This is a genomic window from Myxococcus sp. CA005 (genome assembly GCF_006518205.1).
Lineage (GTDB): Bacteria > Myxococcota > Myxococcia > Myxococcales > Myxococcaceae > Myxococcus > Myxococcus xanthus.
Genome location: NZ_SRLV01000008.1, coordinates 31,239 through 56,621 on the forward strand (window position 1 = coordinate 31,239; position 25,383 = coordinate 56,621).

Sequence of the window (25,383 nt, forward strand, 5' to 3'; positions counted from 1 at the left end):
TGGGCCTATGGCGCGTAGCGACGAGGGCTTCTTTCCCGGCAGGGACGGGACACGACTGTACTGGAAGTCCATCCTTCCAGACGCCGAGCCTCGCGCGCATGTCGCGGTGGTGCACGGGTATGGTGACCACTTCGGGCGCTATGGCTTCGTGACGGACGCACTGCTGGCGGACGGCTTCGCGGTCCACGGCTTCGACTACCGGGGCCACGGTAAGGCCGACGGGCGCCGGGCCTACTGTGAGAAGTGGCCGGACTACCTGGAGGACCTGGAGGTCTTCTGGGAGCGGGTGCGCGCGGTGTCGGAGGGCAAGAAGGCCTTCGTGCTGGCGCACAGCCACGGCGGCCTGATGTCGGCGACGTGGGCTTCCAGCCGGCGGGTGGAGGGGTTGACGGGGCTGGTGCTGTCGGCGCCGTACCTCAAGCTGGCCATCACCCCTCCGGCCTCGAAGCTGATGGCCGCGCGCGCGGTGGGCAAGCTGGTGCCATGGCTGAGCATCTCCTCCGGACTGAAGGTGGAGGACCTCACCCATGACACCGACGTGCAGCGGGCCACCCGGGAGGACCCGCTCCATCAGGCCATCGCCACGCCACGGTGGTTCGTCGAATCCACCCGGGCGCAGGGTGAGGCCGTGCTGCTGGCGCCGAAGATTCAAGTGCCGCTGTTCGTCCTGTGTGGCGCGGAGGATGGGGTGGCCGCTCCGGCGGCGGCGCGGGAGTACTTCGAGCGGGCGGGGTCGCCGGACAAGAAGTTCAAGGAGTACCCCGGAATGCGGCATGAGCCGCTCAACGAGGTGGGCCGTGCGGAGGTATTCCGGGATATCTCCGGCTGGATCTCCGCGCATCTCTGACATAATCAGGTCGCCCGGCTCCTAGGGAGGAGCTGGCGCTGGGTGAGGTCACCGCATGGCAACGGGTGAAACGGGCATCATCGGCAAGGGCATCGTCATCAAGGGCAACCTCACGGGAGGTGGGGACCTGGTGATCGAGGGACGTGTGGAGGGGCAGATTGCCCTGAAGAACCACCTCACCATCGAGAGCACCGGCAAGGTGCAGGCGGACATCCGCGCCGAGGAGTTGACCATCAACGGCGAGGCCAGCGGCAACATCGACGCCTCGTCGCGCGTGGCCATCAACGCCTCGGCCAAGGTGGCCGGCGACATCAAGGCACCTCGCGTCGTCATCGAGGACGGGGCTGTGTTCAACGGCTCCATCGAGATGGACGTACGGCTTCCTGACGACATTTGAGCTTCACGCCGCGCACGGCACGGCACACACCTTTCGAGAGGCGGACAACACTCATGGCGAATACGGTCATTGGCTCGAGCATCGTCATCGACGGGGAAATCTCCGGCGACGAGGACCTGGTCATCCAGGGCACCGTGAAGGGGAAGATTTCCCTCAAGGAAAGCCTCTACGTGGAGGGCAGCGGCGTCGTCGAGGCCGACATCGAGACGCAGAACGTGGAGATCGCCGGTCGCGTCACGGGCAACATCGTCGCCAGCGACAAGGTGGAGCTGAAGACGGACTGCCGCGTGGTGGGAGACATCAAGGCGCCTCGAATCCTCATCGCCGACGGTGCCTCCTTCAAGGGCAACGTCGACATGGACATGAAGGAGCGCTGATTCGTGGCCACCGCGAAGGAGCTCTCAGCGAGCAGCAACGTCGACAACACCGTGGTGGGGCCTTCCATCCTCATCAGCGGCCGGTTGACGGGCGACGAGGACCTCACGGTCCGAGGGCGCGTCGAGGGTGAGCTGACGCTCAGCCGCACCCTCATCGTGGAGCCTTCGGGCGTGGTGAAGGCCAACGTGGCGGTGAAGAACGCCATCGTCAGCGGCGTGGTGGTGGGCAACATCAACGCCACCGAGAGCGTGGAGCTCACCCGCGAAGGCCGCATGGTGGGCGACATCCGCGCCCCGCGCGTCATCATCGTCGACGGGGCCAGCTTCCGTGGCCGCGTGGACATGGGGGACGTGGAGCCGGGACGTCTGCCGGCCGAGCGCCCCGCGGTGGTCCGCCCCACGGCGGTGACCCGTCCCACGGCGACACCCGCGCGTCCGACGATTCCGGCCGCACGGCCCATGCCTCCTCCGCCGCCGTCGCGGCCCACGCCTCCTCCTCCGCCCGCGCGCCCCTCGGCGCCTCCCGCGGTGACGCGCCCCTCGGCGCCCATCACCCGTCCGGGGTTGGGTGGCCTGGGAAGCAAGCCGCTGCCGCCGCCTCCGCCGACCCGCGTGGAGCGGGCGGAGCCGCAGGCTGGGCAGGCGGGCTCTGCTGAGCCGCCAACGCCAGTCCTGGTGGGTGCTGGCGCGAAGAAGAAGGTCGTGGTGAAGAAGAAGACCCGCTAGCGCGCACCGCCCGCGCCGCCAGTCGTTGGCGGTGCGGGCGCGTGGGCTTTTCAGGGGTGCCACCATGGACGCCGAGCACAGGGTTGATGGACAGGATGGGACGGCGGGTGCTGGGCCCGAAGGTGGCTCGCAGGCGCCGTCCGGGCAGGACGGCGGCCAGGGCGGTGCCGTGAGCGCCGAGCTGCACGCTTCGGGGGGCCCCTCGGGGCCGCAGGGCGAGCACAGGCGCGAGGACGCGTCACCGGAGTCCGGTGGTGAGCACCGAGCCGAGGGCACGCCCCCCGCCGAAGGTTCAGAACAGCGAGCTGAGGGCACGCCTGCCGCCGAAGGTTCGGAGCAGCGAGCCGAGGGCAAGCCTTCCGAGCAGGGCGTTGCGCAGCGCGCCGAGGACACGCCTTCGGAACAAGGCGAGCCCCAGAACGCCGGCTCTGCACAGGGGCAGGGCGGTGAGCCTCCTGTCGCCAGTGGCGACACTCAGGGTGAGGGCGAACGGCCGCACAACGCGGGCGGGGAAGCGCCGGGCTCCGCGGACGCCTCCGGAAGCGAAGGTTCGAAGGACCAGGCAGGTTCGCAGGAAGGTGGACTGCAGGCCGAGGGCACCACGTCCCAGGGGCAGGCAGAGCCACCTGCCAAGGATGCGTCTCATGCGCAGGGCGAGCACCAGGCCGTGAGTGATTCCCACGGGCAGGACGGAAGCGAATCGGGAGGCAGGTCCGTCGCCAACGAGGAGGCGCGCGCCGAGCAGTCCCCCTCCGACGGCGAGGCCCGTGTCACGCCCGGGCTGGACGAGCGCCCGCAAGGCGCGTTCTGGACGGGGGAGGCCGACGGGGACAAATCCGGCGACTCTGACGAGGCGTCGCGGGAGGACGTCCTCCCCGAACCCGAGCAGCGGCTTTCGGGCCGGGTGACGACGGTGCTCCTGCCGCTGGAGAAGCTGCAGGACGAAAGCGCGTTCAAGCTTCGCCCGGAAGGCGACGTGTCGGGGCTGGCCACGGACATCGCGCGGCTGGGGCAGTTGTTCCCGGTGGACGTCCGCCCGGCGGGGGAAGACCGCTACCAACTCGTCTGTGGCTTCCGGCGGGTCGCTGCGCTGCGCTTCCTCAAGCGGGACGCCGTGCAGGCGCGGATCCACTTGCGGCTCTCGGACGAGGACGCGCTGGTGATGTCGCTGGCGGAGGCGATTCACGCCACGCCGGTGGGCCCGGAAGTCCTGGAGGCGAAGCGCGACGAGCTCGAGGCGCAGGGGCGCTTGAGCGCGGCCGTGCGCGACATGCTGGAGAAGGCGCTCGCCACTGAGGACACACTGGCGCCGGAGGGCGTCGAAGAGGAGATTGACGCCGACGAGCTGGCGCAGGAAGTGGCGCAGCGGCTTGGGGCCATCAATCAAGACCTCTCGCTGCTGGCGGACGTGTTCGCCGCGCTGGATGAGTCGCGCAAGGCGGAGCTCCTGATGCAGCTCCGCTACTCGTCCGAGCTGGTCACCTATCTGGAGGGGCTGTAAGCCATGGCGGAACCTCTCGTGCGCGACCGTGCCCGGCTGTTGGAGCTGCTCACCGAGCGCTCCTTCGAGCAGCGCCGCGTGGTGCTCTCGTCCGGCAAGGAGTCGGACTTCTACATCGACTGCAAGCGCACGGCGCTGCTGGCCGAGGGCCACTTTCTCATTGGCCGGCTGTTCCTGGATGCCATCCGGCGCGAGGCCCCGGAGGCCGTGGGCGTGGGCGGACTGACGCTGGGTGCCGACCCGCTGGCGTCCGCGGTGAGCCTCACTGGCTACCTGTCCGGCACGCCGCTGGCGGCCTTCATCGTGCGCAAGGAGCCCAAGGGGCACGGCACGGGGCAGTGGATTGAAGGCCTGAGCGGGCTGGGGCAGGGCGCGGCGGTGGCCATCGTGGAGGACGTCGTCACGACGGGAGCCTCCACGCTGAAGGCCATCGAGCGGGCCCAGTTGGAGGGCCTGAAGGTGCTGGGCGCCTTCGCGCTGGTGGACCGGTTGGAGGGTGGGCGTGAAGCCGTGGAGGCCTCGGGTCACCGGCTCCACACGCTCTTCACCCGCAAGGACTTCATTCCGTGAGGCGTCCGTTTCTCACCGCGGCGCTGCTGGGGCTGCTCGCGGGCTGTGTCACCACGCCGCCCACCGCCATCAGTGATCCGCCGCCGTCGCTGCCGGACGAGCACGCGGAGCATTCCTACCGGAAGATTCTCGCGCGCTACACGGGACAGAAGGAAATCTACGACGGCTTCGACACGCGCGTGTTCGCGGGCGTGACGCTGCAGACGCTGTCCTTCCGCGAGGCGCGCGTGCATCGCCAAGCCGCCTTCCAGCAACTGCCCACGGTGAAGGTGGAGCAGATGCTCGCCGAGGAGCAGGCGAAGGCCGCGCAGGCCCACGAGTTCTTCCTGGGCGTGCACTTCAACGACTTCGTCTACGCCGACTTCGACTACAAGCACTCCATCTGGCGCCTGGCGCTGGTGACGCCCGCTGGCGAGGTGACGCCCTCGCGCATCCGCCGGCTGGGCCGGGTGAACATGCAGACGCGGGCGTACTACCCGTACACGTCGATTTTCTGGGTGGGGTGGGAGATTCAGTTCCCCACGCAGATGTCTGATGGGAGCCCCGTCATTCCGCCCGGCACGGAGACGGTGACGTTCCGCATGGCCTCGTCGTTGGGCAAGGCGGACATGCAGGTGAGCGCGCAGTAGCGCAGCTCACGTCTGGCTAGAGCGCTTCAGCCACTTCTCGGCGGGGGGCATCGTCGGGCCCGCCAGCAGCCGGTCCACCAGGGCCGTGGGCGACGCGCTCACGGCGAAGGGCACGGCCTGCTCCAGGGGGACGAAGCCTTCCTCCGCGTGATGCCGCGCCATGGCCAGCAATGGCTGGAAGAAGCCGCGCGTGTCCAGCAGTCCCATGGGCTTGCGGTGCAGGCCGAGCTGGGCCCAGGTCACGATTTCGAAGAGCTCGTCCAGCGTTCCAAAGCCTCCGGGCAGGGCGATGAACGCATCCGAGCGCTCCGCCATCAGCGCCTTGCGCTCGTGCATGGAGCCGACGGAGTGCAGCTCCGTGAGGCCCCGGTGGGCCAGTTCCTTGGCGCCAAGGAAGCCAGGCAGCACGCCCACGACGTTGCCACCAGCGGCCAGCGCGCCGTCCGCCACCGCGCCCATGAGCCCCACGCTTGCGCCGCCGTAGACGAGCGTCAGTCCTCGCCGCGCCAACTCGGCGCCCATGCGTGTGGCGGCGTCCATGTACTCCGGACGCGCGCCGGGCCGGGAGCCGCAGAACACACAGACACTTCGCACTTCCATGTCAAAAGCCTCCACGCCGCTCGGGGTGGGCTGCGTAGAGCGCCACCACCAGCGAGAGAAAAAGAAGGATGGGCAGGGCGCGCGCATAGACCTGCCGCCCCATGCGCAGGGCCAATCCGCAAGGCAGGCCGAAGAGGAAGCCGCCCAGATGCCCCGCCCAGCTCACGAAGGGGAGCAGGCTGAGGACCGCCACCTGCGCCAGCCAGATGAACAAGTCCCGGCGGCCCTCGCGTGTGGCGACGGGCAGCATGGCCCCCGCCCAGCCGAGAATCATTCCGGACGCGCCCACCGTGGGCACGTCGAAGTCGAAGATGAGTGAGAAGGTGGACGCGCCCAGTGCCGTCACCAGCGACAGTCCGAAGAAGCGCAGGCTGCCGATGCCTCGCTCCAGCGTGAAGCCGAGCGTCACCACCACGGACATGTTGAAGAGGAGGTGGAGGGGACTGCCGTGCTCCAGCACCGCGCCTAGCAGCCGCCAGTACTGGCCCGCCTGCACGAAGGGGCCGTACAGGCCCAGGGGCGGAATCTGCATCCGCCCGTGCTCGCTCCGGACCACCTGGGAGATGGGCAGGACCTGCTCCGCCAGGAAGAGCGACACCGCGCAGGCGATGATTGCGTAGCACACCCAGGGGCGCGGCTGCGGTGGGCCTGGCATGGGTGAGCCAGGGGGCTGCGCGCCGGTGCCTTCACCGCCCGAGGCGGAGGAGGGTGCATCGAGAATGCGTCGTGGACGGGAAGACATTCGGGCTCACGGCTCCCTGGACACGACGGTGTCCCGCAACCAGCGGTGGTCGTCCGGGTGCGGGTAGTCCAGCGTGTAGTGGAGGCCGCGGCTCTCCTTGCGGCGGCTGGCGCAGTCGACGATGAGGTAGGCGACGTCGGCGATGTTCCGCAGCTCGATGACGTCGCGAGTCACCTTGAAGCGCCAGTAGTAGTCGCGAATCTCCTCGCGCAGCAGTTCCAGCCGGCGCCGCGCGCGCATCAGCCGCTTGTCCGTGCGGACAATGCCGACGTAGTTCCACATGAGCCTGCGAATCTCGTCCCAGTTGTGGGTGACGACGACGCTCTCATCCGACTCCACCGCGCTGCCCGAATCCCAGGGCGGCGGGTCCTCGGAGGGAGAGGGCTGGGCGCGCACTTCTTCGGCGGCCACCTGCACGGCGCGGTGGCCGAAGACGAGCCCTTCCAGCAGCGAGTTGGACGCGAGCCGGTTGGCGCCGTGCAGGCCCGTACAGGTGACTTCTCCGATGGCGTACAGGCTGGGCACGTTGGTGCGTCCCTCCAGGTCCGTCACCACGCCGCCGCACATGTAGTGGGCCGCCGGGACGACGGGGATGGGCTGCACCGCCATGTCGATGTTGAACGCCTTGCAGGTGGCGTAGATGTTGGGGAAGCGCTCGGCGAGGAAGGCGCGTCCCAGGTGCGTCATGTCCAGGTAGACGCAGTCGTCGCCCGTGCGCTTCATCTCCGCGTCGATGGCACGCGCCACCACGTCACGCGGCGCGAGCGCGCCCATGGGGTGGTAGCGCTCCATGAAGGACGCGCCGCTCTTGAGCTTCAGCTTGCCGCCCTCGCCGCGCAGCGCCTCACTGATGAGGAAGCTCTTGGCCTCCGGGTGGTAAAGGCACGTGGGGTGGAACTGGTAGAACTCCATGTTCGCCACCTTCGCGCCCGCCCGGTACGCCATGGCCACGCCGTCACCCGTCGCCACGTCCGGGTTGGATGTGTAGAGGTACACCTTGCCAGCGCCGCCGGTGGCCAGCACCGTCACCTTGGCCAGGAAGCGCTCGATGACGCCGTCTTCCAGCAGGGCGTAGACCCCCAGACAGCGGCTGACCCCAGGGGAGGGGACGCGCCGGTCCTGGATGAGGTCGATGGCGGCCGTCTGCGGGAAGAAGGTGATGTTGGGGGCTTCGTCACACGCGGCGAGCAGCGCGCGCTGCACCTCGCGGCCGGTGATGTCGCCCGAATGGATGATGCGGCGCGCGGAGTGGCCACCCTCGCGGGTGAGGTCGAATTCGCCGGTGATGCGGCGGTTGAACTCCGCGCCCAGGTCCGCCAGCTCCTGCACGCGGCTGGGGCCTTCCTTCACCGTGACTTCCACCGCGTCGCGGTGGCACAGCCCCGCACCCGCCACCAGCGTGTCCTCGATGTGGGACTCGAAGGTGTCAGGGGGCGCGAGCACGCTGGCGATGCCGCCCTGGGCATAGGCCGTGTTGCTTTCGAAACGGTCGCGCTTGGTGAGGATGGCCACCGTGCCATGGCGGGCCGCCTGGAGGGCGAACGAAAGACCCGCCACGCCGCCTCCCAGGACGAGGAAATCGAACCGATGGGGCATGGTGAGCAGCCTTAACGACTGTAAGTGCTGGAAACAAGGCGTTTTCTTGAGGACTTTCCCGCGGATGTCTAAGGTTCGTGGGCCGATATGCGTGCCTATTCCGCGTTCCTCTCCGTCGCCGTGCTGGCCCTGCCCTTGTCGGCGGGGGCGGATGCCATCTACCGGTACGTCGAGAAGGACGGCACCATCATCTATACGAACGTGCAGCCCTCGGGCAGCAAGCGGGCCAAGACGCTGAAGGGCACGTTCACCAAGGCCCCCGCGAAGAACACGCCGGTGGTGGGCCGCAAGCGGACCCCGCCGGAGTTGGATCCGCACATCACCGCCGCGGCGCTGCGCTACCGCATCCCGCCGGCGCTCGTGCGCGCCGTCATGCACACCGAGAGCAACTTCAACCCCAACGCGCTCAGCCACAAGGGCGCCAGCGGGCTGATGCAGCTCATGCCGGCCACGGCGACGGACATGTACGTGAAGGACATCTTCAACGAGCGCGACAACATCGAGGGCGGCGTGCGCTACCTGCGCGTGCTCGCCAACATGTTCGACGGCGACATGGTGAAGATGGTTGCCGCGTACAACGCCGGCCCCGAAGCGGTGAAGCGCTACGGTGGCAAGGTGCCCCCCTACGAAGAGACGCAGGGGTACGTGCGCAAGGTGCTCAAGCTCTACTACCACTACAAGGAGCGCGAGGCGGCCGTCTCGAGCGGCCCCAGCGAGCCCACATCCCAGAATGACGACGCGCGCGAAGGGGCGGGGGGAGACGAGCCCCGCTGATGATGAGTTCCTCCAGCAGCTCTCCCGCGGTGGCGAGCTGTTGGCCGCAGGCAGGGTCCACGAGGCTCAGCCGTTCCTGGAGCGTGCCCACCAGCTCCATCCCCGCATGGAGAAGGCGCAGAACCTGCTGGGCCTCTGCTACTTCAAGCTTGGCCTGTACGACAGGGCGGCCGAGCTGTACGAGATGCTGGTGCGCGACAACCCGGTGGACCCGACACTGCGGGTCAACCTGGGACTGGTGTACCTGAAGACGTCCGCGCTCCAGCGCGCGGCGCGCGAGTTCGAGACGGCCACTGACCTGGCCCCCGAGCACCAGAAGGCCCAGAACTACCTGGGCCTCACCCTGGCGCAGATGGGCGAGTACGGCCGCGCTCGCGAGCACTTCCTGCTCGCCGGCAGTGACGTCATGGCGGAGAAGATGTCTCGCGCCATCGCGGGGGAGAGCTACGCGAAGCCGGCCTCCGCCGCCGTGCCGCCGCTCCGAAGCGCGCCGGTGGAGCCCCTTGTCGCCGAGCCGCCGCCGCCCGCCGCCGAACCGGAGGAAGAAGAGGAGATTCGCTTCGCCGAAGACGAGGGCCCCAGTGCCCTGTCCGGCGCCTCGGCGTCCGAGGCGACGGACGCCGCGGCTGACATTGGCGTGGCGCGGGAGGCGCCTCCCGAGTCGGCCTTCGAAGAGACCGCCGACACGGTGGCCACGAGCGTGCCGCTGGCGCCCGTGCCCCTGACGCGGTTGCATCTGCGCAAGGTGCCCGCGACGTCGCTGGCGCCCACGTCTCCGGCGCCGGAGTCCTCACCCGTTCGGGACGGCGGGCGGTCGTCGCTGGCCGAACTCGCCGGCTCGGTCGTCCTTCCCGGCGCGGAGGCGTCGCGGCCCTTCTGCGCGGGGCCGGGCTGCTACACCGTGGCGGTGGAGGGGGAGCTCCTGACGCGTCTGGATGGCCTGGTGGCGCTGGCGGGGCAGCTCTCCTTCCAGCCGGAGATGAAGCGGTTCCGGGGCCGGGCCACGGACAAGTCGTTCGGGGAAGGGGCGGCGCGGATGGTGCGTGCCCGGGGGCAGGGCGTGCTCTACCTGGAGCCGGCCGCGACCCGTACTTTCCTGGCGGTGGACCTGGGCGAGGACTCCGCGTACTTCCGCGACGAGTGCGTGTTCGCCTTCGAGGAGCCGGTCATGTTCGAGAACGGGCGGGTTCCGTCGGACATCGCGCCGGACCTGGACCTGGTGCACCTGCGAGGGCAGGGCCAGGTGCTCTTGAGCCTCCCGGGGCCGCTGCGCGCGGTGGCGGTGCACCAGGAGCAGCCGGTGACGGTGCCGCTGACGCACCTGGTGGGCTGGCAGGGGAACCTCACGCCGCGCATGGTGCCCGTGCTCAAGTCCCCCTCTGGGGAGCCGCTTCGGGCGGCGGTGGAGCTGGGCGGTGAAGGTTTTGCCCTCATCGCCCTCGGTGTCCGCTAGAAGGGCCCCTGCCATGGCCACGGACCGAGCGGCGCGGAAACAGCGGAAGCGAGAGGAGCGCGCCCGGAAGCGCGCGGCGCGCAAGCCCAGCGTGTTGGTGCAGGAGTTCTGGAACCTGCCCAACATGCTCACGTTGGGGCGCATCCTCATCATTCCGCTCTTCGTGTGGCTGACCTACGACGCGGACCCCCTCAACTCGCTGCTGGCGGGGCTCGTCTTCGCGGTGGCCGCCATCACTGACGTGGTTGATGGCTACCTCGCGCGGAAGTGGAACCTCATCACCGTGGTCGGCAAGTTCATGGACCCGCTGGCCGACAAGCTCATCGCCATGGCGGCCCTGGTGATGATGGTGCGGCTGGGGCGCATCGCCGCGTGGGTCGTCATCGTCCTGCTGGCGCGGGAGCTCATCGTCAGCGGGCTGCGCACCATCGCCGCCAGCGAGGGCATGGTCATCGCCGCGGGCCAGGAGGGGAAGTGGAAGACGTCCCTCCAACTGGTGGGCATCATCTCGCTCTGCGTCCACTACGTGCATCCACTGGAGTTCGGCACCTTCTCCGTGCCGGTGGACTACAACCTGGTGGGCCAGGTGCTCGTCTACCTGTCTGGTGCCTTCTCGGTGTGGAGCGCGGTGGTCTACTTCCGGGCGTTCCTGGCCATGTTGGCGAAGCGTGGGGGGGAGCCCGACCCCGCGAAAAGTGTTTGACGGGTCCGGAAGGGCTCTGTATACCCCACCTCACTTCCGGCCCGGCGGTCACACGACGGTGACGGAAGCGTAGCACCTGATGCGGGAATAGCTCAGCGGTAGAGCATCGCCTTGCCAAGGCGAGGGTCGAGGGTTCAAATCCCTTTTCCCGCTCCAAAATCGGGCCCTCTGGAAACCCAGAGGGCCTTTTAGTTTGCAGGGTCTGACGCGGGAATAGCTCAGCGGTAGAGCATCGCCTTGCCAAGGCGAGGGTCGAGGGTTCAAATCCCTTTTCCCGCTCCAAATTGAGGCCCTCTGGGAAGCCAGGGGGCCTTTTGTTTTTCCGGTGTCCTGGTTGCTCAGGCGCTGGAGCCAGGGCCGGACATTCGCTCGGTTGATGGCTTGCTCTTCAAATGAGCAGCCGTCCGAGGGCGTCAGCAGAGTGGGGCCGGGGGCGCCGGGCGTCCTCGCAACAGCAAGCGGCCCTGCTATAGAAGGCCCCCTCATGATTCGGCTCGTCCGTGAACTGTATCAGTACCGGGGCTTGCTCATCAGCCTCGTCCAGCGGGAACTGAAGGCGCGTTATCGCGGCTCGTTCCTCGGCTTCCTGTGGACGTTCCTGAATCCGACGCTCCACATGCTGGTGTACGTGCTGCTGTTCACCGTGGTGATGCGGCAGAACATCCCCAACTTCCCGTTCTTCATGTTCGTGGGCCTGCTGCCGTGGATCTGGTTCTCCACGTCGGTCGGCGGCGGGGCCAGCGCGATCAGCGACCGACGGGACTTGCTGACCAAGGTCCGCTTCCCGGCCCAGGTGCTGCCCACGTCGGTGGTGGTGACGAACCTCTGTAACTTCGTCTTGTCGCTTCCGCTGATGCTGGTGCTGGGCATGGCGTACGGACAGTGGCCAACCTGGCACGTGGTGTTGTTCCCGGTGGTGGTGCTCATCCAGCTCACCTTCACGCTGGCGCTGACCTACATCCTGGCGGCCATCAACGTGACATTCCGGGACCTGCAGCACATCGTCAGCAACCTGCTGACGCTGTGGTTCTTCGCCACGCCGGTGCTGTATCCGCTCTCCACCATCCAGGATGAGAGCGCCCGCTCGTTGATGCTGGCCCTCAATCCCATGGTCAGCCTGATGACGTCGTACCAGGCCATCTTCTACGAGCACCGGCTTCCGGACGCAGAGCCCTTGATGGCGCTGGCGGCCGTCTCCGTGGTGCTGCTGTGGGCCGCCTCGTCCATCTTCGAATCCCGCCGCGAAGAGTTCGCGGAGTCCATCTGAGCGTCGGCATGCCTGAATCCATGGACGCCATCATCCTGAAGGACGTCGTGAAGAGCTTCCGGAAGCGGACCATCCGGGGCGAGTACACGACCTTCAAATCCGAGCTGCTTCGCTGGCTGCGCGGCAAGCGCCAGTCGCGTGATGCCAGCCTCATCACCGCGCTGCGCGGCATCAATCTCACCATCCCCAAGGGTAAGACGGTGGGCATCATCGGGCGGAACGGCTCGGGGAAGAGCACGCTGCTCAAGCTCATCACCGGCATCTACACGCCCACCTCCGGCGACTTGCAGATCAACGGTCGCATCTCCGCCTTGCTGGACCTGGGCGCTGGCTTCCATCCGGACTTCTCCGGACGGGAGAACATCCTCATCAACGGCATCATCCTGGGCATGACGCGCGCCGAGGTCCGGGCCCGGATGGATGAAATCATCGCCTTCAGTGAGCTGGGCGAGTTCATCGACGAGCCGGTGCGCACCTACTCCAGTGGCATGTACATGCGCCTGGCGTTCGCGGTGGCCACGCACGTGGACCCGGACATCCTCATCATCGACGAAATCCTCGCCGTCGGGGACGAGCACTTCAGCAAGAAGAGCCTCGCCAAGATGATGGACTTCAAGCGTCAGGGGAAGACCATCGTCCTGGTGACGCACGAGCTGGGCACCGTGGAGCGCTGGTGCGACCTGGCTGCGTGGATTGATGGTGGCTACGTCCGCCGCGTGGGCAAGCCCTCGGAGGTCACCGCCGAGTACCGTGAGGCCATTTCCCTGGCGGAGGCGCAGTCCGCCGCCTTCACGCCTCCGGCGCTCACGGAAGGGGGCGGTGCGCTGCCGCAAGTCCCCTCCGAATCGCTGCCCGCCGAAGGGCCCGTCCGCATCCACCGGGTGCAGTTGTTGGATGCTCGGGGAGAGTCCCTGGAAGTCCTGTCGCCGGAGGAGGGCCTGGAGGTCCGTGCGGATTTCTCCGTGGAAGGGCCGTGTGAGGACGTGGACTTCCACGTGCGACTGCAGGCCGCGGACGGACGCACCCTGTATGAGACGAGCACCCGCAGTGAGGCGGTGGTGCTCTCTCGGATGCCGAACCCGGGCGTGCTTCGTTTCGTGGTCGAGCGCCTGGGGGCGCTGGGGGGCGACTACTCCCTGGTGGTGTCGGCTCGGGCCTCGAAGGGTGAGTCGTCCGGGCGCTGTGCGTTCCGGGTGGTGTCGGCGACCGAGGAGGAGGGGGTGTTTCGTCCTCCTCACCGGTGGTTGGTGGAGCCGGGTGCCAACTCCCAGGCGGGCGTCCCATTCGAGCCGGGCACGTCTCCGCGTGTGGAGGTGGGATGAAGGTTCAGGAGCGCGCCGGTACCCAGGGCGAAGGGTGAGTCATGTGGCAGAAGTGGGCTGATGTGACGCAGGGGCACGTGGCGGCGCCGGGGCCGGGAGATTTCGCGCAGATGGTGGCTGTCCTCCGGAAGGTGCTGGAGGAGCGTCAGCCGTGCGCGCCCGAACAGTGTGATGAGCGCAGCGCCCTGGAAGGCGCGCTGCGCCTGGCGACGGAGCACCTCCACCGCGCGCTCCCCGACGGCGGCCAGGGCATGTCCTCTCTCCAGGAAGCCGCGAGGCTGGCGGACCCGGCTGCGTTCTCCATCCCGGCGTCTCATCGGGCGCGTGGGGGCACGCTGGTGACGTCCGCCAAGCGTGCCTTCGTCAACGGGTTGGAGCCGTTCCACGTCGAGATGCTTCGGCCTCAGGGGAACTTCAACCGCGCGCTCGTGCGGGTGCTGGAGTACCTGACGGTGCATCGGGCCCTGGGCCTGCGCGATGACGTGTCCTCCTGGGCCGTCGCTCAACTGGAGCCGCTGGCGGTGCCCACCCGGTGGGTGGTGGGGTCGCATCGCGGCCGCGTGGCGGGAGCGCTGGTGGGCTTCGCCAAGCGGGGCTACCTCTACACGTTGGGGCCCGTGCTGGAGGCCGTGCTTCAGGGGCAGGCCCGGTGGAACCTGGCCATGGTGGAGGCCATCCGCGCGGCGGCGGGTGCCCAGGCGCCAGGAGAAGCCGAGGCCCGCCGCCATGTCGCGGACGTCGAAGCGCTGCGCGAGCCGCTGGCGGGCCGGACCCTGCCCGGCGCCCTCCGCGTCACCCAGCCACTGTGGGGCGAGGTGCTGCGGCGGCAGTCCCGTTTCAATGCCGAGTCGGTGCTCGCGCTCGCCAACCTCCTGGGCACGCGGACGGCACCGCCACAGCCGCCGTCGCTGGCGGACTACCCCGCCTGGTGCGCGGCGCGGGAGCCGGCGCGTGTCACCGCGGCACAGGAAGCCGTCGCGCGGCTGTCGCGGCGCCCGCTCATCTCGCTGGTCACGCCGGTCCACGATGCCTCGGAAGCCTTCCTTCGTGAGTGCCTCGCCTCGGTGAGCTCTCAGGTGTACGCCGACTGGGAATGGCTCCTGGTGGATGACGCCAGCACCGCGCCGCACCTGGCGCGCATCCTCCGGGAAGCGGCGGAGCGGGAGTCTCGCATCCGCGTCCTCACCGCGTCATCCGAAGGGGACACGGCCCGGGCCACCAACGAAGGGTTCGCGGCGTGCCGTGGGGACTTCGTGGGGTTCCTGGGCGCCGAGGACACGCTCTCACCGCATGCACTGGCCGAGGTGGCGCTGGCGTTCCTGGCGCAGCCCGAGCTCGCGCTCCTCTACACGGACGAGGACGGCTTGGACGCGCAGGGCCACCGCTCCGCGCCGTTCTTCAAGCCGGACTGGTCGCCCGACCTGTTGCGCTCCGTGGACTACGTCCGTCACTTCCTGGTGGTCCGTCGCGAGACGCTGGCGCAGGTGGGCGGTCTGCGAGAGGGCTTCGATGGCGCTCAGGGCCATGACCTGATGCTACGGCTGAGCGAGGCCACCTCGTCCATTGGTCACATCACGGAGCCGCTGTACCACGCACGTGAGGGGTCGGCGGCTTCGGCCAGCCGGGGCGCTGGGCTGGACACGGCGACGAAGGCGGGCGTGCGGGCGCTGTCGGAGCACCTGGCGCGCCAGGGGGAGTCCGCGGAGGTGACGAGCCCGGCGCCCATTCAGTACCGGGTCCGCTATCCGGTGCGGGGCACGCCGAAGGTCTCCATCATCGTCCCGTTCAAGGACCGCCCGGACCTGCTGCGCACGCTGGTGGACAGCCTCCTGGCGCAGACCCGCTACCCCCATTTCGAGGTGTTGCTCGTCTCCAACAACAGCACCCGGCCAGAGACATTCGCGCTGCTGGAGCAGTGGGTGGACCCGCGGCTGGTGAAGCTGACGTGGGACCACCCCTTCAACTACCCGGCCATCAACAACTGGGCCGCGAAGCAGGCCTCCGGGGAGCTGCTGCTCTTCCTCAACAACGACATGGAGGTGGTGGACCCCTCCTGGCTGGATGAGCTGGTCTCCCAGGCCCAGCGGCCCGAGGTGGGCGCGGTGGGGTGCAAGCTGCTCTTCCCCGAGGGCACCGTGCAGCATGCGGGCGTCGTGGTGGGGATGACGGGCTTCGCGGGACATCCTTTCTGGCGGCTGCCGGAGGGGCCCATCTCCACTCCGTTCGGGCACACCGAATGGACGCGGAACTGGCTGTCCGTCACCAGCGCGTGCGTCATCCTCCGCCGCGAGGTCTTCGAGTCGCTGGGGGGCTTCGACGAGCGTTTCCAGGTGTGTGGCAGTGACGTGGAGCTGGGCCTGCGGCTGAATGCCCAGGGCCTCCGCGTGGTGTGCACGGCGCAGACGCGGCTCATTCATCATGAGTCGGCCAGCCGGCGTGCGGACGCCATTCCCGAAGCGGACTACTGGCTGTCCTATGCTGCCTACCGGCCGTGGCTGGGGCCGAAGGGCGACCCCTACTACAACCCGCACCTCACGCTGACGGCCACGGACTGCGGCCTCCGCCGACATCCGGAGGATGGCGAGCAACTGGCGGTCCGGACGCTGGGGCGCGACGTTCCGAGCGCGCGGGATGTCCGGGGCGAGCAGCGTGCGCGGGCACAGCGGCACCTCATCGAGCACCTGGAGGCGTGGGACTTCACGCCCGAACAGGCCCAGACCTCGCGCGAGTCGGCGCCGGCGGCGCTGGCGGCGCTGCGCGCGAAGGGGCGGGTGGAGACGGCAACCTGGTTCGTTCCCGCCTTCGGCCATGTCTACGCGGGCATCCACACCATCTTCCGCTTCGCGGACCTGATGCAGCGCCGCCACGGCGTGCGCAGCGACTTCGTCATCTACGACCAGCCGAACGTGAGGCCCGGTGACATCGAGGCCCGCGTGGCGGCCATCTGCCCGGGCGCGGTCGGGGCGGTGCGCGTGCTGCGTCGGCCAGAGGACGTGGCGCTCCTGCCCGCATGCGATCTGGCGCTGGCCACCGCGTGGACCTCCGCCTATCGCGTGCTGCACCACCCGCGGGCGGGCCTTCGCGGCTACTTCGTCCAGGATTACGAACCGCTGTTCCATGCGGCGGGCACCCCCTCCGCGCTGGCCGAGCAGACGTATGGCCTGGGCTTCTACGGCATCTTCAACACGCCCGGGCTCTACGAACACGTCGTGGGCCTGCATGGGATGGAGGGCGCCTGGTTCGAGCCCGCCGTGGATGGGACCTTGTTTCATCCGCGCCGGCCACCGCGCCAGGGTCCTGTGCGTGTGTTCTTCTACGGACGCCCGGGCAATGAGCGCAACGGCTTCGAGCTGGGGTTGGCCGCGTTGGCGCAGCTCAAGCGGGAGCTGGGCCCCGCCGTCGAGGTGCTCGCGGCGGGCGCGGAGTGGGACCCCGAGGCCTACGGCGTCAGGGGGCTTGTCACCAATCTGGGAATGTTGCCGGCGGAACGGACGGGGGCGCTCTACCGCGAGTGTGATGTCGGGTTGTGTTTCATGTTCACCCGGCATCCGTCGTACCTGCCGTTGGAGATGATGGCTTGCGGTGTCACGGTCGTCACGAACGACAATCCCACCAATCGGTGGTTGCTGACGCACGGTGAGAACTGCCTGCTTGCCGAGCCGACCCCGAGTGGCGTACTGGCCCGGCTTCGCGACGCCGTCTCCAACGGCGCGCTCCGGGCCCGGCTCGGTACGAATGCCGCGGAGCGGGTCAGCCGGACGTCGTGGGAGGCCGAGGTAGACCGGGTCATGAAGGGCTTGCTGAACACAGGTGCGCACCCAGCGGCGACGCTGGATGACCGGGCTTCATCCTTGGAACACGCCAGCTGAACACAGGGGCGCTGGCGGTCGAACATTGGCCCAGGGGGCCGCGGCAGAAGGAATCTCCACCATGCGGGATGACACCCATCTTCACATCGCGTCGTCGCCGGAGCCGAGCGCCCCGCGGCAGTCGCAGCCGGAAGAAGCGGCAAGCAGCCAGTATTGGAAGGCCACGAGCGGCTACACCTATCGAGAGATGATCCGCACGCGCCAGGACGCGGGCAACCCCGGGTATGGCCAACAAGAGGCGCTGCTCACGAAGCTGATGCAGACCGAGCAACGCGCGCTGGGGAGGCCGCTGGACGTCCTGGAGTTTGGCTGCGGCTTCGGGCGGCATGCCTCCTATCTGGCGTCCCTCGAAGGCGTTCGCTACCACGGCTACGACTTCTCCGAGGCGATGATGGAGCCCCTGCGGCACGCGCCGCCCGTGGGGCTGGAGCCCGTGGAAGAGCGGCTCTTCTGTGGGCCGGATGCCCTGACGGCGGTGGGGGACAGGACGTTCGACGTGGTGTTCACCGTGTCCGTCCTCATCCACAACCCGCCGGAGCGCCTGCCTGGCCTGCTGGAATCGCTGGGCAAGCTGGTGCGTCCTGGCGGATTGCTGTGCCTGGTCGAAAACCAGCTTGTTCCCTTCGGTGTTTGGGAGAACGCCTGGCACCAGGGCTGCTGGCTGCACCCGTACGCGGAACTGACGCCCGCTGGCTGGGACATGCATCATGGCGGTGGCCTCCTGGCCACGCATGACGTCTACGTCTTCAAGCGCAACGCGTCCCAAGGCCGTCGCTTCTTCCAGCTCCAGTCCGTCGAGGAGCCCCGGGACGAGCGCCGGGAGGTGACGCTGGAGTCGCTGAACGTCGAGTCCCTGCCCCGACTGCGGGCGTGGACGGAGCACGCGGGCGAGGTGCTCCGGGAGGGGAACGGCCTGACGGGGATGCAGGTCTCCGAGCTGACGGAGCGCCTGACGGTCGAACTGAAGCGGTCGGAGCGGCGGCAGCGCTTGTTGTCGCTTTCGGATGAGCTGGTCCGCCTTCGCGCCGAGCCGGTGGTGACTGCTCGGGCGCCGGCCGACGCGCTGGCGCCGCGGTATGGGCATGACAACGCGGCGGAGGCCGTCGTTGTCGATGCGCCGCTGGATACGACGTGGGCTCACGTCGACCCGCGGCTCTCCCGGGTGGTGCATCTCTTCCACCAGGAGTGGTACGGCATCCGTGCTGCGTCTGGCTACGCGCCGGGACACAAGATTGGCATCACCGCGAATCGCGCGTTGACCGCGGCGGACCACCAGCGCATCGCCGAAACGTGTGAGCGGCTGGGCGCACGGTCCGTCATCTTCCAGGGGTTTTCGCCCAATGCCCTGGAAGTCATGCACATGCTTCGCCGCGTGTTCGGCAGCACGCTCAAGCTATGCTGCGTGTGGCACGGCTCCACGGCCCAGTTCCACTTCGACTTCGAATTGGAGACCTTCAGCCGCTTGCTGGTGCTCCGGGAGCAGGGGCTTCTTGATGCCGTGGCTTGCGTCAAGCCAGAGATGCACTTGATGTCGCCGCTGCTCTTCCAGAAGGTCCTGCTCAACCTTCCTCCTCGGGTGGCACCGGCGGACCAGCGACACCGCGCTCCGCCGACGCGGGCCGCTTTCGTTCCCACGCCCAACAACTGGTGGAAGAACTTCTATTCCAACGTCTTCGTCGCCGCGTCACTGCCGGGGATGGAGCGCGTCTTCGTCACCAGTCCTTTCTCGGCCCGCCCGGAGCTGCCCCTCAAGGCTTCCGTCATCAACGTCGGGCCGTTGAACCGTTCGGAGCTGTTCAACCTCATCCGGGAGACGGACGTCGTCCTCAACGTGACGCTCGCCGAGTGCCAGCCGATGACCGCCCTGGAGGGGCTGACTCACGGTGTGGCGTGCCTGACAGGGCCGTTGACCCTGGGGGCTCTGGATGAACACCCCTTTCAGCGGTTGGTTCAGGTCGCGGGCACCGGCTCGCTCGGACAGATTCGCTCGGCGTTGGAGCGGGTCGTCGGCCTCCGGGAGCGTTCGCCGGAGGAGTACGCGCAGATGCTGGAGGACTACACCCAGACGCTCTGTGCCCAAGCGATCAACCACTACCTTGAGTTCGCACAGCCATGAGCATGACCCGCGTCTGCCTCGTTACCGATGAGCTCTACCCCTTCACCCCCGGGGGCATTGGCCGCGTCGCGCACAACCTCATCATGGACTCGCAGCGCCACGGCGCGAACGTGGAGTTCCATGTCCTGTTCCCGCCCACCGTTTCCGTGCAGACGGCCCAGGTGGAGCTCTTCTTCGGGGGACGGGTGAAGGCGCATCTGTGCGACTTCCGCGAGCCACAACAGACCACCGCGGATGCGCATGGCTTCTATCCGCCCACGGAAGCCTTTCGGGATTCTCGTTGGCACGGTGAGTCGTTGGAGGTGATGCGTTACCTGAAGGCGCGCGAAGCGGAGGGCTTGCGCTTCGACGTCATCGAGTTCGCGGATTTCCGCGGCTGGGCCTTCGCCGCGCTGCAGGAGAAGCACCTGGGGCTGGCCTTCGCGCAGACCACCCTCTCGGTGCGGCTGCACTCGAGCTACGGCACCCTCATGCACCACGAGCCCAACACGCTCGAGGTCGAGAACCTGGGGCGGTACGAAATCGAGCGGAAGTCCTTGCTCGATGCGGACCTCGTGGTGGGGCACCTGCCATGCATCGCCGAGTTCAACCGGCGTTTCTACGGCTTCGATGACGCGTGGATGCGCAAGGTGCGGGTGGAGTTTCCCCCGGTGGTCATGGAGTCTCCGGCGGAGTCGTCCCGGCCGTTCGACGTTCCCGCGACCCAGCGCAACCTGGTGTTCGTCACCAAGATCCAGCACTTCAAGCAGCCGGATGTCTTCGTCCGGGGTGCCGTGCTGTTGATGCGTACGTGGCCGGAGTACCAGGGCAAGGCCATCCTGGCGTGCCATGCCTTCGACCCGGAATTCCTCGCAGAGGTCAAGGCGCTCATCCCGTCGGACCTGACGGACCGCTTCGTCTTCATCAAGCCAGGTCCTGACCGCGAAGCGCACATGCGCGCGGGGGTGGTGGTCATCACCTCCAGCTATGAGTCGCTGAATCTCACGGCCTACGAGGCTTCCGTCGCGGGCACCCGGCTGGTGCTCAACTCGGCCTGCCTGGCCTTCGGTGACGACAGCCCCTTCGTCGACGGGGTCCACTGCCACAAGTATGACGGCAGCCTGGACGCGCTGGTGGTGGCCATGCGCAAGGCGTTGGAAGGCCCGGAGCTGGCCCCCGTCCGCTGGACGGTGGACCGTCCCTATTGGGAGCGCCACGCGCGGGAGGCGCTGCCCACGCGAAGCCCTCGGTCGCCGCTGGTCAGCGTGGTCATCATCAATCAGGACCAGGGCATCTTCCTGCCCATCGCGCTGCAAGGTGTCGCCGCCAGCACGTACCCGGAAGTGGAAGTCGTCATCGTGGACGATGGGTCCACGAGCGCCTTCGACATGCAGGTCCTGCAGCGCCTGGAGCGGTCCGCGGCTGAAGGGGAGGGGCTTCGTGTCGTCCGCTCCCCGATCCGCCGCGGGTTCGCGGGGGCTCGTAACCTGGGTGTCCGCGCCGCACGCGGGGAATACGTCGTGTTCCTGGAGTCGGACGACAGCCTGTCCCCGGACTTCATCCAGCACGCCGTCGCCGCGCTGGAAGCGCGACAGGAGTTCTCAGGGGTGGTCCCCACCGGAGGCCGCTTCCACTCCAGCGAAGAGCTGGCCAACCGCCAGTTCAAAGGGTTCATGACGTACCTGGGGGATTGTCCGACGTACGCGCTGGCCGCGAACCAGGTCTCCGCGCCCACGGCGCTGCTGCGCCGAACCGTCCTGGAGCAGCACGCCTACAACGAAACCCTGTCCGGCTATGCGGACTGGGATTTCTTCCTGCGGCTCGCGCAGGGGGGACACCGCTTCCTGGTGACGAACCAGGTCCACTTCTTCTCGCGGCGGGGGCATGCCATCACCCCGTCCGCGTCCCAGCAGCGCCAGCACTTCCGCTGGCTGGTGCGGCTCTTCGAAGGCGTGCCCGCGCCACTGCACCCGTCGACGCGGCTCTTCGCACTGCTCGCGCACTCCCGCGAGGCCATGGTCGACCCATATGGCGCGCTAGACACGCATGAGCGTCGGCCGTCCTCCGCGGCGTCCGCGTCCCTGGAGTCCGCCCAGGCGCTGGCCGAGGCCGCGCGCCCGCTGCGCTACGACGTGGTGGATTTGATGAACGCGGCCTTGAAGCGCCTGCCCCTCGTGCACCCCTTGCTCAAGCAGGCCGTCGCGGGCAAACCCGCTCCCGCCAGCGGAGCGGTGGGGAGCGTGAATCCCGGGGATGCGCCTCCGCTTCGTTACGTGCTCGTGGACCGCGCGAACACGCTCTTCAAGCGGATGCCCGTCATTCACCGCGCGATTCGGAGCACGGTCAGCCGGCTGACCTGAGCGTCGGCGCGTCCTGCGAGACGGAAGGCGCGCGCCGCGGCGCTTCGGTCGCCGGCGCCGCATTCAGTCGCATCCCCGCGAGCCACGCGGGAACGAACATCAGGGCCACGAGGAACACGGGGTACTGATAGCGCACGTCGGGTGACGGGATGAGCGCGGCGAGCGCCGCCGTGTGCAAGACGACGGGGAGCGCCACGGCGGCAAGCCGCCAGGTCCGGTGGCGGATGCATGCCACCGCGCAGGCGAGCAGCAGCAGGTAGAGCGGCAGCGCCGGGCGCCAGAGCAGCCAGGCCAGGTCTGGCTCAAGCGTCCGGACGGTCCACCGGAGAAGGGGCTCACGCAGGACTGGAAGGAGTGAGTCGGACCGAAGGTGTCGCGCTCCGGGCTCGAGGGTGTCCAGTTCCCCGTGGGGCCCCCTCCAGATGGGAGGACCATTGATGTGGTCCGAGCCTTGCGAGAGCTTCCACAGCACCGAACTGCTGCACAGCACGTGTGAGAGCACTGGCGCTGCGTCTCGTTGTGTCAGGCGGACGAGGAGCGGAAGCAACGCCTTGTTGTGCCGGGTCAGCGCGTTCATGTCGAAGCGTCCGTCCCAGATGGTGAACACGTTGCTGAAGCAGCGGTAGTTCCACTTGTCGTCGAGCGGGTGGAGCTCCTCGAGGAGGGCTCGTTCGCCGGGCTCCAGGTGCGTTCCTGCCGCCACATGGGCGCCCAGGAATCCGATCAGCGTCATCCCCTTGGGAAAGGGTTTGATGGTGTACGTCTGGCTCAGCACCCAGCGGGTCCCCGAGGCGACGACAAACGTGGCCACGAGCGCGAGCGCCACCGCTTTGTAGCGCTCCCTCCGGAGGAGACCCAGTGCCAGGAAGGTTCCGACCACCGCGGGCAGGCCGTTGTGACGGAACAACATGGCCATGGCTCCCAGCACTACCATGCTCACCCAGAACGGCACGTCCCAGCGCGTGGTGGTGTCGGTCGCGGAGCGGAAGACCCAGATACACAGGGCCAGGATGCAGAGGCTGAACGGGACGTCCTTCCAGAGGGTGACGGCCATCGTCCCGTTCACGGGCGCCAGCGCGAACACCGTCGCGGTGAGCGCGATGATGCCTCGGGAGACACCTGCCCTCGCGAGCGCCGCGCAGCCCCAGCCGACGAGCACCCCCAGGCCGGCAATCTGTGCGAGCGCCACCGCCGCGGGTGATTCCCAGAGCTTCTGGAGGAATCGGATGGAAGCGGTGTGGAACAGTGGATGCGCATCATCCATGGACCCGGAAAGGGCGTCACGCCATTGGGATGTCGAGTCTGGACTCAGCATTCCCGGGTAGACAGTCAGCAGCCAGATGCCAGCCACCACCACGGTGGGGATGGCCGTCAGCAGTCCCACCCAGCGCCGTGGCATGGGCTTGAGGGGTGGTGGCGGACGGCCCGTGAGCCAGAGCCCCATCAGGAGCAGGAGGGTGCCGAGGACCAGTGCGTGGGCCGCCAACATGACGGTGATTCGAATCCCGGCAATGGAGGTCAATGCGATGGGAGGAGGGTGGAGGACCAGGTCTCGGCGTGCGTCCGTCCCGGGCGGCGAATAGAGGTCGAGCCGCTCGGTTCGACCGTTCACGGTGTACTCCACGATGCCGGAGTGCCCGTGCGCCAACAATTGGAGGACCCTGGGCTTGTGACCGCCTGCTTCCCAATGCAGGCGCGCCGGCTGGTCGAGGTGCGAAAGCCAGGCGCCTCCATCACGGCGTTCCCACTTTCCTTCGGAACGCCAGCCATCGGAAGGCAGTGGGCTACCGTAGGCGTCGAGCAATCCGAGAACCCACACCTCGCTGCCCTGGGAACTGGGGTTCCGCTCGCCCGTGGCACGGACCGTCACGGGCAGTCGTTCCGCGGGCATCATGACGTGGAGCGGGGTGGCTACCATCACGAGCATGGTGACCAGGGCGACGACCCCCAGCCAGGTCCGCTGCTGAGCGGGCGAGTAGCGCGTCAGCCAACTGTGCAGCCACGGAAGTAGGAAGCGGTAGAGCACCACTCCCAAAGCCAGGCACCCCAGGACCAGCACGACGCGGGAGCTCAGGGATTGGAAGAGGGGGACCCATGCCCCCATCGTCAATACCCCCGCGGTACTGAGCGCGAGCAACATGCTCATCGCGGCGCGAGGCCAGCGCCGCGGGTCGGGGCGTACGTCAAGGACTGGCACCGGTGCTTCAGGGGATTGCATTGATGGCGTGAGTACCGTACGGAGGGGGGGGCAATGCAAACCTGAGAAGTGTGAGTGCTTCTCTGCGTGTTCGTGCGTCAGGGCATTGCTGTGGGGACTCCGGAATGTCGCTGCCATTCATTACCGTGGTGGTGGGCTTTTTCTTCGTGGTCATTTCCCAGTTCGGCGCGCGGCTCGCGGCACGGCATTCCGTGACGTGGTTCCTTGCCAGTGGCTTCGTGCTCGTGGCGGCCATCCGTCCGGATTGGTTGCTGCCCGTGGCTCGACTGATGGGCATCAGTTTGGTCAGCAACATGGTCCTGGCTGGGCTCACCATGTTCCTGTTCGTTCAGATGCTGGCTCACTACGCGGAGAGCACACGCGCGCAGCGGCAACTGGGGCAGGTCGTGTCAGCCCTTGCCGCTCAAACGTTTCCCGACGCGCCAGCGACGTCCGAAGGTGGTCGCCCCCGCGTGCTGGTGGTTCTCCCTTGCTACAACGAGTCGGAAAGCCTTCCTGCGCTCCTGCCGCGCCTCACGGCGCTGACTCGCGCCACGCCAGACTGGGAGCTGGATTTCTGTATCGTCAATGATGGGTCGGTGGACGGAACGGCCGGGGTGCTACGGCGGCTGGCTCCACGGAACCACGTCACACATCACACCAACATCGGCGTGTCCGGGGCGCTGCGGACGGGGTTCCTCCTGGCCCAGCGGTTGGAGGTCAGCTACGTCGTGCAGTGTGACTCCGACGGACAACATCCCGTTGAGTCCATCCCGGACCTGGTTCGCTCGGCGCGGAGCGGGCAGACCGACCTGCTCATTGGCTCCCGTTTCTGCGATGTCGCGATGGGAGGCACGGACACGTTGGTCAGCACGACGCCGCTTCGCTGGATGGGAGGTCGCGTCGTGAGCATGCTGCTGGGGATGTTTGGCCAGCGGGCCCAGGTGACGGACCCGACATCGGGCTTCAGGGTGTACTCGCCTCGGGCGGTGGCCACGTTGTTGCGCCTCATGCCGGATGAGTACCCGGAGCCAGAGTCCGTCGCGCTCGTCGCGCTCGCCGGGCTTCGAATCGGAGAGGTCTCGGTCGCGATGCGCCCACGCACGACGGGGACCTCGAGCCTGACGGGGCTCAAGGGGTTCCAGTTCATGACGAAGGTGGCTTCCGCCCTGTTCGGGTTGCGGCTGCGGTCGTTGATTCGCAAGGAGCCGAGCGCACTCGTGCCGGCGGCGGAAGGTGTCGCGCCCCCCGTGGTGTCGCTCACCCCTCGAGAGCCCGCTTCACTTCCACCGGCAGAGGAGGGGCGGTTGGGCGGGTAGCGCACGTATATGGGGCCGGCTCCGCCGCATGGAGCGGCC

20 protein-coding genes and 2 tRNA genes are annotated in these 25,383 nt (G+C 68.1%); 18 read left to right on the forward strand and 4 right to left on the reverse strand.

Annotation, left to right across the window (positions count from 1 at the left end):
- Positions 1-7 precede the first annotated feature (7 nt).
- From FMQ63_RS05180 to FMQ63_RS05210, 7 genes are all read left to right on the forward strand, one after another.
- Positions 8-847: an alpha/beta hydrolase gene (locus tag FMQ63_RS05180; RefSeq protein WP_011554630.1), complete on the forward strand. Its 840-nt coding sequence runs from the start codon at positions 8-10 to the stop codon at positions 845-847.
- Positions 848-902: 55 nt separating this feature from the next.
- Positions 903-1,244, forward strand: a complete 342-nt coding sequence (gene bacN / locus FMQ63_RS05185; protein WP_002636699.1) for a bactofilin BacN — start codon at positions 903-905, stop codon at positions 1,242-1,244.
- Positions 1,241-1,621, forward strand: a complete 381-nt coding sequence (bacO, locus tag FMQ63_RS05190) for a bactofilin BacO (protein WP_011554629.1) — start codon at positions 1,241-1,243, stop codon at positions 1,619-1,621. Before bacN ends, bacO begins: the two co-directional genes overlap by 4 nt.
- Before the next feature lie 3 nt (positions 1,622-1,624).
- The gene (gene bacP / locus FMQ63_RS05195; RefSeq protein ID WP_011554628.1) at positions 1,625-2,347 is read left to right on the forward strand and encodes a bactofilin BacP; all 723 of its coding nucleotides are present in this window, start codon (positions 1,625-1,627) and stop codon (positions 2,345-2,347) included.
- Between the two features lie 64 nt (positions 2,348-2,411).
- Complete coding sequence (locus FMQ63_RS05200) at positions 2,412-3,848, forward strand: ParB N-terminal domain-containing protein (RefSeq protein ID WP_225909358.1); 1,437 nt, start codon at positions 2,412-2,414, stop codon at positions 3,846-3,848.
- 3 nt (positions 3,849-3,851) lie between these two features.
- Positions 3,852-4,418, forward strand: coding sequence for an orotate phosphoribosyltransferase (gene pyrE, locus FMQ63_RS05205; protein WP_011554626.1), 567 nt, complete (start codon positions 3,852-3,854; stop codon positions 4,416-4,418).
- A complete protein-coding gene (locus FMQ63_RS05210) occupies positions 4,415-5,047 on the forward strand; it encodes a hypothetical protein (RefSeq protein ID WP_011554625.1) in 633 nt (210 codons plus the stop codon). Before pyrE ends, FMQ63_RS05210 begins: the two co-directional genes overlap by 4 nt.
- Positions 5,048-5,053: 6 nt before the next feature.
- Here FMQ63_RS05210 and FMQ63_RS05215 read toward each other — a convergent pair whose 3' ends face one another.
- The 3 genes from FMQ63_RS05215 to nadB all read right to left on the reverse strand — a co-directional run bounded on the left by FMQ63_RS05215 (position 5,054) and on the right by nadB (position 7,985).
- Positions 5,054-5,647, reverse strand: coding sequence for a TIGR00730 family Rossman fold protein (locus FMQ63_RS05215; protein ID WP_011554624.1), 594 nt, complete (start codon positions 5,645-5,647; stop codon positions 5,054-5,056).
- Between the two features lies 1 nt (position 5,648).
- Entirely contained in the window at positions 5,649-6,302 is a 654-nt protein-coding gene (locus FMQ63_RS05220) for a rhomboid family intramembrane serine protease (RefSeq protein ID WP_011554623.1), read from the reverse strand.
- Between the two features lie 93 nt (positions 6,303-6,395).
- Positions 6,396-7,985: an L-aspartate oxidase gene (nadB, locus tag FMQ63_RS05225; protein ID WP_011554622.1), complete on the reverse strand. Its 1,590-nt coding sequence runs from the start codon at positions 7,983-7,985 to the stop codon at positions 6,396-6,398.
- Positions 7,986-8,072: 87 nt separating this feature from the next.
- Between nadB and FMQ63_RS05230 the strand changes: the two genes are divergently transcribed.
- The 10 genes from FMQ63_RS05230 to FMQ63_RS05275 all read left to right on the forward strand — a co-directional run bounded on the left by FMQ63_RS05230 (position 8,073) and on the right by FMQ63_RS05275 (position 21,828).
- Positions 8,073-8,759 carry a lytic transglycosylase domain-containing protein gene (locus tag FMQ63_RS05230; RefSeq protein WP_011554621.1) on the forward strand — a complete coding sequence of 229 codons (687 nt, stop codon included), beginning with the start codon at positions 8,073-8,075 and terminating at the stop codon, positions 8,757-8,759.
- Positions 8,716-10,212: a tetratricopeptide repeat protein gene (locus tag FMQ63_RS05235; RefSeq protein ID WP_011554620.1), complete on the forward strand. Its 1,497-nt coding sequence runs from the start codon at positions 8,716-8,718 to the stop codon at positions 10,210-10,212. Before FMQ63_RS05230 ends, FMQ63_RS05235 begins: the two co-directional genes overlap by 44 nt.
- Positions 10,213-10,225: 13 nt before the next feature.
- Complete coding sequence (gene pgsA, locus FMQ63_RS05240) at positions 10,226-10,915, forward strand: CDP-diacylglycerol--glycerol-3-phosphate 3-phosphatidyltransferase (RefSeq protein ID WP_020477889.1); 690 nt, start codon at positions 10,226-10,228, stop codon at positions 10,913-10,915.
- A gap of 81 nt (positions 10,916-10,996) precedes the next feature.
- Positions 10,997-11,071: transfer RNA gene (locus FMQ63_RS05245), tRNA-Gly, on the forward strand.
- 51 nt (positions 11,072-11,122) lie between these two features.
- Positions 11,123-11,197, forward strand: a tRNA-Gly gene (locus tag FMQ63_RS05250).
- Between the two features lie 202 nt (positions 11,198-11,399).
- A complete protein-coding gene (locus FMQ63_RS05255; RefSeq protein WP_011554618.1) occupies positions 11,400-12,182 on the forward strand; it encodes an ABC transporter permease in 783 nt (260 codons plus the stop codon).
- Between the two features lie 8 nt (positions 12,183-12,190).
- A complete protein-coding gene (locus FMQ63_RS05260; protein ID WP_011554617.1) occupies positions 12,191-13,504 on the forward strand; it encodes an ABC transporter ATP-binding protein in 1,314 nt (437 codons plus the stop codon).
- A gap of 41 nt (positions 13,505-13,545) precedes the next feature.
- Positions 13,546-17,373 (forward strand): O-antigen biosynthesis protein RfbC, encoded by a 3,828-nt coding sequence (gene rfbC / locus FMQ63_RS05265; RefSeq protein ID WP_011554616.1) that lies wholly within the window; start codon positions 13,546-13,548, stop codon positions 17,371-17,373.
- 61 nt (positions 17,374-17,434) lie between these two features.
- On the forward strand, positions 17,435-19,489 hold the full coding sequence (locus FMQ63_RS05270; RefSeq protein ID WP_020477888.1) for a class I SAM-dependent methyltransferase: 2,055 nt from the start codon (positions 17,435-17,437) through the stop codon (positions 19,487-19,489).
- Positions 19,486-21,828, forward strand: a complete 2,343-nt coding sequence (locus FMQ63_RS05275) for a glycosyltransferase (protein WP_011554614.1) — start codon at positions 19,486-19,488, stop codon at positions 21,826-21,828. Before FMQ63_RS05270 ends, FMQ63_RS05275 begins: the two co-directional genes overlap by 4 nt.
- On the opposite strand, the gene FMQ63_RS05280 is transcribed toward FMQ63_RS05275, so the two are convergent.
- The gene (locus FMQ63_RS05280; RefSeq protein ID WP_225909357.1) at positions 21,812-23,974 is read right to left on the reverse strand and encodes a hypothetical protein; all 2,163 of its coding nucleotides are present in this window, start codon (positions 23,972-23,974) and stop codon (positions 21,812-21,814) included. The two genes, FMQ63_RS05275 and FMQ63_RS05280, sit on opposite strands and share 17 nt — an antisense overlap.
- A 176-nt stretch (positions 23,975-24,150) precedes the next feature.
- Here FMQ63_RS05280 and FMQ63_RS05285 point away from each other — a divergent pair, with 176 nt between their 5' ends.
- Positions 24,151-25,344, forward strand: coding sequence for a DUF2304 family protein (locus FMQ63_RS05285; protein WP_216608603.1), 1,194 nt, complete (start codon positions 24,151-24,153; stop codon positions 25,342-25,344).
- Positions 25,345-25,383 lie beyond the last annotated feature (39 nt).

Coding starts and splice junctions, on each gene's coding strand:
- FMQ63_RS05215 (WP_011554624.1), bottom strand. CDS start 5,647: ATGGAAGTGCGAAGTGTCTGTGTGTTCTGCGGCTCCCGGCCCGGCGCG.
- nadB (WP_011554622.1), bottom strand. CDS start 7,985: ATGCCCCATCGGTTCGATTTCCTCGTCCTGGGAGGCGGCGTGGCGGGT.
- FMQ63_RS05200 (WP_225909358.1), top strand. CDS start 2,412: ATGGACGCCGAGCACAGGGTTGATGGACAGGATGGGACGGCGGGTGCT.
- FMQ63_RS05230 (WP_011554621.1), top strand. CDS start 8,073: ATGCGTGCCTATTCCGCGTTCCTCTCCGTCGCCGTGCTGGCCCTGCCC.
- FMQ63_RS05275 (WP_011554614.1), top strand. CDS start 19,486: ATGAGCATGACCCGCGTCTGCCTCGTTACCGATGAGCTCTACCCCTTC.
- FMQ63_RS05180 (WP_011554630.1), top strand. CDS start 8: ATGGCGCGTAGCGACGAGGGCTTCTTTCCCGGCAGGGACGGGACACGA.
- FMQ63_RS05260 (WP_011554617.1), top strand. CDS start 12,191: ATGCCTGAATCCATGGACGCCATCATCCTGAAGGACGTCGTGAAGAGC.
- pyrE (WP_011554626.1), top strand. CDS start 3,852: ATGGCGGAACCTCTCGTGCGCGACCGTGCCCGGCTGTTGGAGCTGCTC.
- FMQ63_RS05255 (WP_011554618.1), top strand. CDS start 11,400: ATGATTCGGCTCGTCCGTGAACTGTATCAGTACCGGGGCTTGCTCATC.
- FMQ63_RS05285 (WP_216608603.1), top strand. CDS start 24,151: ATGTCGCTGCCATTCATTACCGTGGTGGTGGGCTTTTTCTTCGTGGTC.
- FMQ63_RS05270 (WP_020477888.1), top strand. CDS start 17,435: ATGCGGGATGACACCCATCTTCACATCGCGTCGTCGCCGGAGCCGAGC.
- rfbC (WP_011554616.1), top strand. CDS start 13,546: ATGTGGCAGAAGTGGGCTGATGTGACGCAGGGGCACGTGGCGGCGCCG.
- pgsA (WP_020477889.1), top strand. CDS start 10,226: ATGGCCACGGACCGAGCGGCGCGGAAACAGCGGAAGCGAGAGGAGCGC.
- FMQ63_RS05235 (WP_011554620.1), top strand. CDS start 8,716: ATGACGACGCGCGCGAAGGGGCGGGGGGAGACGAGCCCCGCTGATGAT.
- bacN (WP_002636699.1), top strand. CDS start 903: ATGGCAACGGGTGAAACGGGCATCATCGGCAAGGGCATCGTCATCAAG.
- FMQ63_RS05280 (WP_225909357.1), bottom strand. CDS start 23,974: ATGAGCATGTTGCTCGCGCTCAGTACCGCGGGGGTATTGACGATGGGG.
- FMQ63_RS05220 (WP_011554623.1), bottom strand. CDS start 6,302: ATGCCAGGCCCACCGCAGCCGCGCCCCTGGGTGTGCTACGCAATCATC.